Source organism: Alcaligenes sp. Marseille-Q7550 (genome assembly GCF_965112015.1).
The window spans coordinates 535388-547547 of sequence record NZ_CBCOPU010000002.1; the positions used below are offsets into that span (position 1 = coordinate 535388).

Here is a 12160-nt window from a genome sequence, read left to right on the forward strand (position 1 = left end):
AACAAGTTCATATATTAGTTGCATTTATCCCCCCCAGGAAGCCATATGCGCACTGCCGACGCTGTGGGGCCTCGGCCCGTCATCGCCTGCCATGGCATCCAGGGCTCCCGCGCGGGCTGGCTGCCCGTCGTCCAGGCGAGCCGCGCCGGGCTGGACTGGCGCCTGCCTCCTCTGCGCGGACGGGGCTCCGCCCTGCGCGGCCGCTGCCGGGAGGACTATCGCCTGGACGGATTCGTCCAGGATCTGCGCGCCATGCTGCGCCGCTTGGCGCCAGACCAGGACTTCGTCCTGGCGGGCTGGAGCCTTGGCGTATCCGTCGTCCTGCAGGCCTGCCTGACATTGCTCGAAGACAAGGCGCCGCTGCCCAGCGCTCTGGTGCTGGTTTCCGGCACCGCCTGCCTGCGCCGGACGCAGTGGTTCCATGCGCAGGACGAGACCGCCCTGCTTGATGAGATCTCCCGGCGCGAGCGCCGCCTGGGACTGATCCAGGCCGCCGGGCGCCAGGACGTGGCCTGGACCTGGCAGGCCAATCGCCACAGCGATCACCGCGACCAACTGCAGCGCATTCCCGTCCCGGCCCTGATCATCCACGGCGAACAGGACGAGGACTGCCCCCTGTCGCATGCCCGGATGCTGGCGGACGGGCTGCCATGCAACACCTTGCACCTGCTTCCCGAAGCCGGCCACGGCGTGCTGGGCTCGCACGCCGGCGCGATCGCCGCGCTGATGGATGACTTCTGCTCCGCCTATCTCCCTAGGACACGACCATGAATGAAAAAGTCTTCTTCTGTCCCCCCGCCCGCACCCTGATGGGACGCGGCTGTCGCCGCGATTTGCCGGCCCTGCTGGCCCATCTCGGGCTGCGTCACGGCCTGCTGGTCACCGACCGCTTCTTCACCGCCCGGACGCAGTGGGTGCAGGAACACCTCCAGGCCTGCCGGGAACTGGGCATCGAGGTCCTGGTGTACGACGGCGGACTGCCTGATCCGTCCGTCGACTTGTGCGACGAGGCGACGGCGGACATACGGGCGCGCCTGGAAGGCCGCAAGCCGGACCATGTACTGGCCCTGGGCGGCGGCAGCAATATCGATCTGGCCAAAGCGCTGTGCCTGACCCTTCCCGCCGGCGAGCCCATCCGGACCTACAGCGGCGTCTGGCCGCCCGGCGCCCGGGCCCTGCCCCTGATCGCCCTGCCGACCACGGCCGGCACCGGATCCGAAGCCACGCCCGGCGCGATCCTGGTGGATCCGGACAACGCCACCAAGATCGCCGTCATGGACAATCGGCTGCGGCCCGCCATCGCCGTCATCGACCCCGAGCTGACCGACAGTTGTCCTCCACCGGTCACGGCCGACGCCGGCATCGACGCCCTGACCCACGCCATCGAATCGTTCCTGACCCAGGACGCCGCGCGTTTTGACCGCGCCGGACACCCGGATCCCGGCTACAGCGGCCGCTCCGCCCTGACCATGCTGTTTGCCCGCGAAGCCATCCGCCTGTGCGGCGCCTACTTGCTGCGCGCCTATCGGGACGGCGCCGATGCCCAGGCGCGCGACGCCATGGCCAGCGCCAGCTACTACGCCGCCTTGTCCTACGGCACCGCCGGGCTGAACGCCGTGCACGGCATCGCCTACGCCGTGGCGGGCCTGACGCATCAATCGCACGGCAGCACCAATGCCGTGATGCTGCCCTACGTGCTGGACGAACTGCGTCACAGCCGCGCCGCGGAACTGCTGGAAATCGCGCAACTGCTGGGCATGCGCGGTCCCGATGAAGCGCACACCCTGCTGGCCCTGCCCCTGCGCCTGCGAACGCTGGTCGAACAACTGGACATACCGTCCGACCTGAGCGGGTTCGGCATCCGGCAGGAACAGCTGCCCCGCCTGCTGGAGGACGCCTTGCAGGTGACGCGTCTCGCCAGAGCCTTTCCCGTCCCGGACTGCACCGACTCCTACGCACGCATCATCCGTCACGCCCATGCCGGCATATTGGCCGGCGACCGCCTGCCCAGCCCGGGCGCCACCTAGTACATACCATGATCCCCGCACACATGAATATCACTAACATTCATGTAATATATTAGCTAAACAAACACCTGCCAGAAGCTTGAGCAGACTGTCCGTCAATAAAGGCCGTCACGAGAACGGCGCACTTGGAGACACCCATGACAGCAATGCCCTCTGCAACACAGCAGCACCCCAACGTGGCCAATCGCCTCGAGCGGCTGCCCATGACTCGTTATCAACGGATGCTTTTCGGCATCATCGCCACCGCCTGGTTCTTCGATTCCATGGACCTGGGCATCATGACTTTCGTGCTGGGTTCCATCAAGGCGGAAATGGGCCTGACCACCGCCCAGGCCGGCCTGCTGGCCAGTTGCAGCTTTCTGGGCATGTTCTTCGGCGCGGCCATCGCCGGCATGCTTGCGGACAAATTCGGCCGCAAGCCCGTCTTCCAGTGGAGCATGATTTTCTGGGGCGTGGGCAGCCTGGCCTGCGGCCTGTCCCAGACCGTGGAACAATTGATGGCGTTCCGCGTCCTGCTGGGCTTTGGCATGGGCATGGAGTTTCCCATCGGCCTGGCCATGGTGTCGGAGATCGTGCCCGCCAAGAGCCGCGGACGCTACGTCGCCATCCTGGAAGGCTTCTGGCCGCTGGGCTTCATCTGCGCCGGCATCCTGACCTACCTGACGCTGGAGCACATAGGCTGGCGCGGCATCTTCATCGCCCTGTCCGTGCCGGCGCTGTTCGTCTTCGTCATCCGGCGCTACGTTCCCGAATCGCCCCGCTGGCTGGAAGAGGTCGGCCAGCACGGCCAGGCCGACCGGGTCACCACCGCATTCGAGGCGCGCGTGGTGCGCGCCAACGGCGGGCTTCCCCTGCCCGCGCCGCGCCCGCCCGCGCCTGCGCTGCGCCAGGATCGCGGAGCGCTGTTCGCCCAGCTCTGGCAGGGCCAGTACGCGCGGCGCACCATCATGCTCTGGATGCTCTGGTTCTTCGCCCTGCTGGGCTACTACGGACTGACGACCTGGCTGGGCGCCCTGCTGCAGCAGGCCGGCTACGAAGTGACCAAGTCCGTGATGTACACCATCTACATTTCGCTGGCCGGCATACCCGGTTTCATCTTTGCGGCCTGGCTGCTGGAGAAATGGGGACGCAAGATGACCATGGTGCTGATGCTGGTGGGCAGCGCCACGTCCGCCTTCGTCTACGGCCATGTCGCCACGGCGCAGGCGCCGGTGGCGCAGCTCATCGGCGCTGGCTTGTGCATGCAGTTCTTCATGTTCGGCATGTGGTCCGTGCTCTACGCCTACACGCCCGAACTCTACCCGACCCGCTCGCGCAGCACGGGTTCAGGCTTCGCCTCGTCCGTAGGCCGCCTGGGCTCCTTGCTGGGCCCCCTGCTGGTGGGCCTGATCCTGCCCTGGACCGGCCACACCGGCGTGTTCACGCTGGGGGCCACCTCCTTCACGATCGCCGCCCTGGTGGTGCTGGTGCTGGGCGTGGAGACCAAAGGCCGCTCGCTGGAGGAAGTGTCCGCCTGAGGCGCTTTGAAGCAGACTTGAAGCATGCAAAAGCCGGACTGGCGAACCAGTCCGGCTTTTGCTTTCTGGCGCAGCGCAATCAGTTTTCAAGAGCCCTTTCTTTGCTCAGGTCCACCTTGATGCGGCCATCCAGCACGTCATGCGCCCGCTGGCGGTCTACATCCCCTTCCCAGGCGCCCACCACCACGGTGCCGACGCAATTGCCGATCAGATTGGTCAATGCCCGGGCCATGCCCATGAACCAGTCCACCGACAGGACCAGCACCAGGCCGATGGCGGGGATCGCCGGCACCGCGCTCAGCGTGGCGGCCAGGATGACGATGGCCGAGCCCGGAACGCCGTGCGCTCCTTTGGACGTCAGCATGGAAATGGCCAGAATCGTCAGCAGGTCCATGAACGACAGAGAGGTGTTGGTCGCCTGTGCGATGAACACGGCGGCCAGGGTAAGGTAGATGGAAAAGCCGTCCAGATTGAATGAATAGCCTGTCGGCACCACCAGGCCTACCGTCGAGTCCTTGACACCCATGCGCTCGAGCTTGCGCATGACCTGCGGCAGTACCGCATCCGAGGAAGCCGTGCCGAGCACGACCAGAAGTTCTTCGCGCAGATACTTGAGCAGCTTGAAGATATTGAAGCCGGCCAGCCGCAGGATGAAGCCAAGGACCACGATCACGAAGATGAAGCAAGTCACATAGAACAACAGCACCAGCATGCCCAGCTTGCCCAGGGTTCCCACGCCGTACTTGCCCACGGTGAAGGCGACCGCACCCAGAACGCCCAGAGGAGCCAGGCGAACAATGAAGCCGATGATCTTGAAGAAGACATGGGAGAGCTGGTTCACCAGATTGGCCACCGGCCGCCCGCGCTCGCCCAACATGGCCACGGCCAAGCCAAACAGGATGGCGATCAGCAGCACCTGCAGGATGTCGCCCGAGGCAAAGGCATCCACGAAGGGGGTGGGGATGATCTTCATCAGAAAACCGACCGTATCGGAAGCCTGGTCCACGCGGGACGTATAAGCCGCCATGGCGCTTGCATCCAGAGTGCTGGGATCCACGTTCATGCCGTGCCCGGGCGCGAACAGATACGCCAGCGCAATGCCCAGCGCCAGGGCGAAGGTGGTCACGATCTCGAAATAGACCAGCGCCTTAACCCCCACCCGTCCGACCTTCTTCAGGTCGCTGCTGCCGCAAATGCCGTGCACCACCACGCAGAACACCAGCGGTGCGATGATCATCTTGATCAATTTGATGAACCCGTCGCCGAAGGGCTTGAGCGCCTCGCCGAAATGAGGCCACGCCACGCCGACGATCACGCCCAGCACCAGGGCGACAATCACCTGCCCGAACAAGCTCCGATAGAAAAAACGCATGATTCTTTTCCCTAGAAAGGCTGCAAGAGAAGAAACCGCCAGCAGGAATTTCAACTGACATTTCAGAACATATTTAAAAACGAATTTCAAATATAATGAAAAACATATGTTGATTGACAGCAGTAAAAACCCTATAGGAAACGGAGACTTATCCATGCATGCGGCCTCCCATGAACTATTGCTGGCCACCCAGGCGTTCCAGGCTTTTCGACATCTGCTGGCTACCGGCCAGGTGCGGGCCGGCCAACTGGTATCCATTGCGGAGCTGATGAGACTGATGGACTTTCCGCTTGCCCCGGTACGCGAAGCCGTCAAGCGCGCCGCGGCAGCCGGCTTGGTATCCGTACTGCCCAAGCGGGGAGTCCTGGTGCTGGAGGCGACCGCGCAAGCGCTGCACGACTGTTTTCACCTGCGTTGCCTGTTCGATCAGGAAGGAGCGCGGCTGCTGGCTCATGCCCTGCCAGCGCAGAAGCTGGCCCTGCTGAAGCAACAGCATCAGGAAGTGCTGGAACAGGCGCGCAAGGGGCAAGCAACCGTAGCACTCCAGATCCGGGCCATGGAGGTCGACTGGTCTTTGCATCGCACGCTGGCTCAAGCTTTGGGCAATCCGTCGGCATTGGCCATCTATGAAGAGAACTGCGACCGCATCAATGTCATGCAACATTCACGACGCCCCTTGCCCGAACGCATCGTGCCGGCCATGGAAGAGCATTTGCTGATCCTGGACAGATTGGAGAACAAGGATGCCGAAGCCGCCATGCAAGCCGTGCGGGATCACCTGAAGCAGACCTTGCGCTGGTGGGGAATACTCGAAGCTTGAACCTGTTTTTGAAACAGGCTGTTGTTTTTCACGCGATTTTCAGGAGCTGGTCAGGTTCTGGAAAAAAGACGAACTCATAATTTGCTTCCTTCAAAACAATAATGATTCGCATCTCTATTCCGGAGCCATCGTGCCAGAAAACACACCTTCTTCCCTGCGTCGCGCCACAGGCATCGCCACGGCGCTCGCCTCCCCCGCCCTGCTGATCTCCCCCTTGGCGCTTGCCCAGCAAGGCTCGGAATCCGCCACACAGTTGGCCCCCATCCAGGTCAAGGCCGCGCAGGAGCGCAGCTACAACATCCAGAATTCGGCCTCGGAGAAGTTCACGGCCCCCCTGCTGGACACTGCCAAATCCGTGCAGATCATTCCCCAGGCAGTGATCCGCGACCAGGCCGCCACTTCCTGACCGATGTGCTGCGCAACACGCCCGGCATCACCTTCGGCGCTGGCGAAGGCGGCAACCCGCTGGGCGACCGCCCCTTCATCCGCGGCTATGACGCCCAGGGCAGCACCTACGTGGACGGCATGCGCGACATCGGCGCCACCTCCCGCGAAGTGTTCAACCTGGAACAGGTGGAAGTGGTCAAGGGCTCGGACGGCGCCTATGGCGGCCGCGGCGGCGCCGGCGGCAGCATCAACCTGATCAACAAGACCGCCAAGGCCGACACCTTCACCGACGTGAACCTGGGCCTGGGCACCGACAGCTACTATCGCGGCACGCTGGACACCAACCAGCAACTGAGCGATTCCATCGCCTTTCGCCTGAACGCCATGTATCACGACGCCGACGTGCCCGGCCGCGACGTCGTCAAGAACCAGCGCTGGGGCGTGGCGCCCACCATCACCTTCGGCCTGAACACGCCCACCCGCGTGTCGCTGAGCTACTACCACCTGCAGACGGACGACATCCCCGACAGCGGCATTCCCTACGGCTGGCCGCGCGGCGACCTGACCGGTCCCGTGGACGTGGACCGCAACAACTTCTACGGCCTGAAGAGCGACTATCGCAAGACCAACAGCGACATGGCCACCATCGGCGTCGAACACGACATCAACAGCCGCCTGACCCTGCGCAACACCACCCGCTACACCCGGACCACACAGGAATACGTCTGGACCCAGCCCGACGACAGCCAGGGCAACGTCGCCAACGGCCTGGTCTGGCGCCGCGCCAATACCCGCGACAGCCACATCGACAGCCTGGCCAACCTGACCGAGCTGGTGGGCGAGGCCGCGACCGGATCGCTCAAGCACCGCTTCAACGTGGGCCTGGAATTCTCGCGCGAGAAAGGCGAACGCGATTCGCTGAATGTGAATCGCGGCAGCGGCTCGGGCGCGGCCAACGCCTGCCTCAAGGGCGTGGGCGCGGCCTCCAACTACCAGTGCACCAGCCTGTACGACCCCAATCCCGGCGATCCCTGGGTCAATACGCTCAACGGCCGGCCCAGCGGCAACCCCAGCGAGAGCAAGACCAACACCCGCTCCATCTTCGCCTTCGACACCATCGAATTCAACGAACATTGGCAAGCCGGCCTGGGCCTGCGCCTGGACAACTATTCCACGCACTACAAGTCCGGCGCCTTCGACCTGAGCCGCAACGACACCCTGGTCAACTATCAAGTCGGCCTGACCTACAAGCCGGTGCAGAACGGCGCGGTGTATGTGTCCTACGCCACGTCCTCCACCCCGTTCAACGCTTCTGCCGGGGAAGGCAGCGACGGCTCCGCGCCCTCGAGCCGCGGCGGCCGGGTCAGCGGCGGCAACACCGACGAGCTGTCCCCGGAAAGGAACCGCACGCTGGAACTGGGCACCAAGTGGAACGTGCTGGACGATGCCATGACCCTGTCGGCCGCCGTGTTCCGCACCGAAACCACCAACGCCCGCGTGACGCTGGCCAACGGCGACTACGAGATGGCGGGCAAGAAACGCGTGGACGGCCTGGAGCTGGGCGCTTCGGGCGCCATCACGCCGCGCTGGAACGTCTACGCCGGCTACACCTACCTGAACGCCAAGCTCACGGACAACGGCCCGAACGGCTCGGCCAATGACGGCAACCGCTTCCCCAATACGCCCAAGCACAGCTTCAGCCTGTGGACCACCTACAAGCCCGTGGACAAGCTGACCGTGGGCGCCGGCGCCTTCTATTCCGCCAAGCAGTACGGCGATGCGGCCAACAAACTGTACATTCCGTCCTACTGGCGCTTCGACGCCATGGCCGCCTACCAATTCAACAAGAACGTGGGCGTGCAGTTGAACGTGCAGAACCTGACCGACAAGGTGTATTACAACCAGGCCTACGCGTCGCACTACGCCAGCATCGCTCCCGGACGCTCCGCCGTCCTGAACCTGAAACTGTCCTACTGACAGGCAGTTGACCTGGAAAAGGCGCGGCCTGCCCTGAGGGGCGGGCCGCGCCGTCTTGCCCATGCATGAGATCACCGCCCGCGAACTGAACCGGCTCGACGCCCAAGGATGGCGGGACATCCTGTCCGGTCCGCCCGAAATCGCCCTGCGCTGGCTGCACGCCGCCGCCGAGCAGGGCGTGATCGAAGCCCAGGTCAATCTGGCGCAACGATATCTGGAAGGCCGGGGCTGCGACGCCGACCCGGCGCAAGCCATTCCCTGGCTGCGCCTGGCGGCCAACGAAGGCCACCCCATGGGCATGAATCTGCTCGGACGCTGCTATGAGAACGGCTGGGGCCTGAAAAAAGACGACGTGATGGCGAGCTACTGGTTCCGCCAGGCGGCGCTGACCGGCCTGGACTGGGGCCAGTACAACTATGCCACTTCCCTGGCGCTGGGGCGGGGCGTGCCCGCGGACCTGGCCCAGGCGCTGGATTTCTTCCGGAAGGCGGCCGGGCAGGGGCACGCCAAATCCTGGAGCTTCGTGGGCAGCTTTCATGAAGACGGCTGGGCCGTGCCGCGCGACCTGGAACAGGCCCTGGCCTGCTACCTGCGGGCCGCGCAGGGACAGGACTTCCGGGGGGCGTTCAACGCCGCGCGCCTGCTGGCCGACCAGGGCAAGACCGATCAGGCCCTGCCCTTGCTGCGGCAAGCCTGGGAACAAGGCCATCCCGCCTTCCGGGGGCAGATGCGGGCCTATCTGCAGGCCCACCCCACCAAAGCGCTGCGCGAGCTGCGTCTGCCGTGAGCGCGATCCATCAAACCACCCGGACCGGTTCCTGCTCCAGCTCCACGCCGTAGCGCCGGCGCACGTCGGCGCGAATGGACTGAGCCAGCCGCTCGATATCCTGCGCATTCGCGCCGCCATGATTGACCAGCACCAGGGCCTGGCGTTCATGGACGCCGACCGAACCGTCGCGCCGGCCTTTCCAGCCGCACTGGTCGATCAGCCAGCCTGCCGCCAGCTTGCACAAGCCCTGCCCCAACTCATAGGACACCAGGCCCGGCCACTGCTCGCGCAAGGCGTCGCGCTGGACCTGCGGCACCACCGGATTCTTGAAAAAGCTTCCCGCATTGCCCAGCACCGCGGGGTCGGGCAGTTTCTGGCGGCGTATTTCGCAGACCGCCTCGAAGATCGCCCGGGCGTCCGCCATGCCGGCCAAGGCGCTGCGCTGGCGCAGGTCAGGATAGTCCAGCACAGGCGTCCAAGGCCGCGGCAAGGCAAAGCGCACCGCCACGATCAGCCAGGTGCCGTCCGGGTCATGCTTGAAACGGCTGTCCCGATAGGAAAAGCCGCAGTCTGCCGCCGGCAGCTCCACCAGCCGCGCCTGGCGGAAATTCCAGGCCAGCACGCTGTGCATGCGCTGCTCCAGCTCAACGCCATACGCGCCGATGTTCTGGACGGGCGCCGCGCCCACCGTGCCGGGAATCAGGGCCAGGTTTTCCAGGCCGGGCCAGCCCTGCTCCAGACAGTGCAGTACAAAATCGTGCCAGACCTCGCCGGCCTGCGCCTCCACGATATGGGCGTCGTCGCGGGTTTCCAGCAGGCGTATTCCCCGGCTTTGCACTTTGATCATCAGCGGATCCACCTGCCCCGACAGCACCACATTGCTGCCCCCGCCCAATACGAAGAATGCGCCTGCCCGCTCGACCAAGGCCTGCAAGGCGGGCAACTGGGCCGCATCGTCGAACACCACCAGCTCACGGGCGCGGCTGCGCAATCCCAGGGTGTTGAAGGAAGTCAGATCCACATCGAGCTGCCTGTTCACGGCCATTACCTAGCGCTAGACGAAAGCAGTAAGCATAGCGCGGGAGGCCGGCCATCGCAAAAAAAAGAGTGGAACTTCTTGACAGGCACGCCAAGCGCGTTTTATAGTTACGTTCTTGCTGCAGCGCCAGTCGCCAAGCAAAAGCGCTTTTAAAGAGCGGGTTCCAGTCAGCCAGGCAAATAAAAAAAGCTTGACAAACAGGAACAGCAAAATTAAAATAGCTTTCTTTACTTAAACGGTGTTTTAAGTAAAGCCGCAAACAGGAATGTTGGCGGATTTTCTGTGAAAACAGATATGCGGGAATAGCTCAGTTGGTAGAGCGCAACCTTGCCAAGGTTGAGGTCGCGAGTTCGAGACTCGTTTCCCGCTCCAGATTCCTAAGGGAAGCCCAGGCTTCCCTTTTTAATCGACCACGGCGCAATGGCAGAGTGGTTATGCAGCGGATTGCAAATCCGTCTAGGTCGGTTCGATTCCGGCTTGCGCCTCCAGTAACCCTGGTCACAAGTCGGTACTGCGGAAACGCACACATGCGGGAATAGCTCAGTTGGTAGAGCGCAACCTTGCCAAGGTTGAGGTCGCGAGTTCGAGACTCGTTTCCCGCTCCAAATTCCTAAAAAGGCCCAAACTTCGGTTTGGGCCTTTTTGCTTTTTCCTGCACATCCATCGGGAAACCGTTACAACCTCCTCAATACCTGGAAATGCCGCCGGAATATCTGCAAAGCTCCGCCGGAACCTGGTAAAAATCCGCCAGGACGTGCATTCTCAGTCCATTCAACCTTTTGCGGTTTTTGCGATCCGCCTTATCGTGTCCAATATTCCCTTCTCCACCCTCCCCCTCCTGCCCGTCCTGCTGGACACCCTGCAAAGCCTGGGTTTTGAACAGATGACGCCTATTCAGGAACAGAGCCTGCCGCTCATCCTTCAAGGCCGCGACGTGATCGCGCAAGCCAAGACCGGCAGCGGCAAGACCGCGGCCTTCGGACTGGGCGTGCTGCAAACCCTCAACCCCGGCAAGCTGGCTCCACAAGCCCTGGTAATTTGCCCCACGCGCGAGCTGGCCGACCAGGTCACCGCCGAGCTGCGTCGTCTGGCCCGCCAGATTCCTAACGTGCGCATGCTGACTCTGTGCGGTGGTGTGCCCTCGCGCCCGCAAACAGAAGCCTTGCGCAATGGCGCTCACGTTGTTGTGGGGACGCCGGGCCGGATTCAGGACCATCTGGAGCGCGGCAACCTGGACTTGTCCGCCCTGAAAACATTGGTTCTGGACGAAGCCGACCGCATGGTGGATATGGGCTTTCATGACGATATCGTGGCCATTGCCTCGCACTGCCCGCCCCGTCGCCAAACCTTGCTGTTCTCCGCCACTTACCCGGAAAACATCCGCAACCTGAGCGCCCGCTTCCTGTACAAGCCTGCAGAAGTCAAAGTGGAAGCACTGCACGATGCCAGCCAGATCGAACAGATTTTCTACGAAGTTCACCCCGAGCAGCGCCTGCCTGCCGTGGTGACGCTGCTGGAACATTTCCGCCCCGCCTCTACCCTGATTTTCTGCAATACCAAAATGCGCTGTCAGGAAGTGGTGGAGGAATTACAATCCGAAGGGATCAAGGCTCTGGCTCTGACCGGCGATCTGGAACAGCGTGATCGCGATGAAATTCTGGTGCAGTTTTCCAACCAAAGCTGCGCCGTGCCGGTGGCCACCGATGTGGCCTCACGCGGTCTGGATATTCAGAAACTGGGCGCTGTCATCAACGTGGATGTGACCAAGGACGCTGAAGTCCATGTGCACCGCGTCGGGCGCAGCGGCCGCGGCGATCAGAAGGGGCTGGCGCTGAGCCTGTGTTCACGCGATGAAATGCGCTGGGTCCATCTGATCGAGCAGTACCAGGGAAGCGCGCTGAAGTGGGGCAATCTGAAGACGCTGCGCCCCAAGTCCGGCCGCTCCTTGCAGGCGCCCATGATCACCTTGAACATACAAGGCGGCAAAAAGGACAAGCTGCGCCCCGGCGACCTGCTCGGCGCCCTGACCGGCGACGGCGGCCTGAGCCTCGAGCAGGTGGGCAAAATCAACATCACCGATTACAACGCCTACGTCGCCCTGGACCGCCGTATCGCCAAACAGGCTTTCGAGCGCATCTCCAACAGCAGTATCAAAGGCCGCCGGTTCCGCATGCGCTTTCTGGAAGAGTTTTGAATGCCGGCATGGCTCAGAGGCTGCTTTGACTCGCTAACGGTCTCTAACGTTGAAAAAA

The 12160-nt window shown here is 63.2% G+C and carries 8 protein-coding genes, 3 tRNA genes and 1 pseudogene; 10 read left to right on the plus strand and 2 right to left on the minus strand.

Annotated elements, in window-relative coordinates:
• The first annotated feature begins 45 nt into the window (after positions 1 to 45).
• The 3 genes from ACWPWO_RS11855 (at position 46) to ACWPWO_RS11865 (ending at position 3544) form a co-directional block, all read left to right on the plus strand.
• Entirely contained in the window at positions 46 to 771 is a 726-nt protein-coding gene (locus ACWPWO_RS11855; protein WP_454006766.1) for an alpha/beta fold hydrolase, read from the plus strand.
• Positions 768 to 2027, plus strand: coding sequence for an iron-containing alcohol dehydrogenase (locus tag ACWPWO_RS11860; RefSeq protein WP_454006767.1), 1260 nt, complete (start codon positions 768 to 770; stop codon positions 2025 to 2027). Before ACWPWO_RS11855 ends, ACWPWO_RS11860 begins: the two co-directional genes overlap by 4 nt.
• Before the next feature lie 137 nt (positions 2028 to 2164).
• A complete protein-coding gene (locus tag ACWPWO_RS11865; RefSeq protein WP_454006768.1) occupies positions 2165 to 3544 on the plus strand; it encodes an MFS transporter in 1380 nt (459 codons plus the stop codon).
• A gap of 79 nt (positions 3545 to 3623) precedes the next feature.
• On the opposite strand, the gene ACWPWO_RS11870 is transcribed toward ACWPWO_RS11865, so the two are convergent.
• Positions 3624 to 4916 carry a C4-dicarboxylate transporter DctA gene (locus ACWPWO_RS11870; protein ID WP_454006769.1) on the minus strand — a complete coding sequence of 431 codons (1293 nt, stop codon included), beginning with the start codon at positions 4914 to 4916 and terminating at the stop codon, positions 3624 to 3626.
• Between the two features lie 154 nt (positions 4917 to 5070).
• Here ACWPWO_RS11870 and ACWPWO_RS11875 point away from each other — a divergent pair, with 154 nt between their 5' ends.
• The 3 genes and pseudogenes from ACWPWO_RS11875 to ACWPWO_RS11885 all read left to right on the plus strand — a co-directional run bounded on the left by ACWPWO_RS11875 (position 5071) and on the right by ACWPWO_RS11885 (position 8887).
• Complete coding sequence (locus ACWPWO_RS11875; protein WP_454006770.1) at positions 5071 to 5736, plus strand: GntR family transcriptional regulator; 666 nt, start codon at positions 5071 to 5073, stop codon at positions 5734 to 5736.
• A gap of 127 nt (positions 5737 to 5863) precedes the next feature.
• Positions 5864 to 8100 (plus strand): annotated as a pseudogene (locus tag ACWPWO_RS11880) (TonB-dependent receptor).
• A 61-nt stretch (positions 8101 to 8161) separates the two neighbouring features.
• Positions 8162 to 8887 carry a tetratricopeptide repeat protein gene (locus ACWPWO_RS11885; RefSeq protein ID WP_454006771.1) on the plus strand — a complete coding sequence of 242 codons (726 nt, stop codon included), beginning with the start codon at positions 8162 to 8164 and terminating at the stop codon, positions 8885 to 8887.
• Between the two features lie 10 nt (positions 8888 to 8897).
• On the opposite strand, the gene murB is transcribed toward ACWPWO_RS11885, so the two are convergent.
• A complete protein-coding gene (gene murB / locus ACWPWO_RS11890) occupies positions 8898 to 9908 on the minus strand; it encodes a UDP-N-acetylmuramate dehydrogenase (RefSeq protein ID WP_454006772.1) in 1011 nt (336 codons plus the stop codon).
• A gap of 296 nt (positions 9909 to 10204) precedes the next feature.
• Here murB and ACWPWO_RS11895 point away from each other — a divergent pair.
• The 4 genes from ACWPWO_RS11895 to dbpA all read left to right on the plus strand — a co-directional run bounded on the left by ACWPWO_RS11895 (position 10205) and on the right by dbpA (position 12102).
• Positions 10205 to 10280, plus strand: a tRNA-Gly gene (locus tag ACWPWO_RS11895).
• A gap of 42 nt (positions 10281 to 10322) precedes the next feature.
• Positions 10323 to 10396 (plus strand) — tRNA-Cys (locus tag ACWPWO_RS11900).
• 41 nt (positions 10397 to 10437) lie between these two features.
• Positions 10438 to 10513, plus strand: a tRNA-Gly gene (locus ACWPWO_RS11905).
• Between the two features lie 200 nt (positions 10514 to 10713).
• Positions 10714 to 12102 (plus strand): ATP-dependent RNA helicase DbpA, encoded by a 1389-nt coding sequence (gene dbpA / locus ACWPWO_RS11910; protein WP_454006773.1) that lies wholly within the window; start codon positions 10714 to 10716, stop codon positions 12100 to 12102.
• Positions 12103 to 12160: the final 58 nt, after the last annotated feature.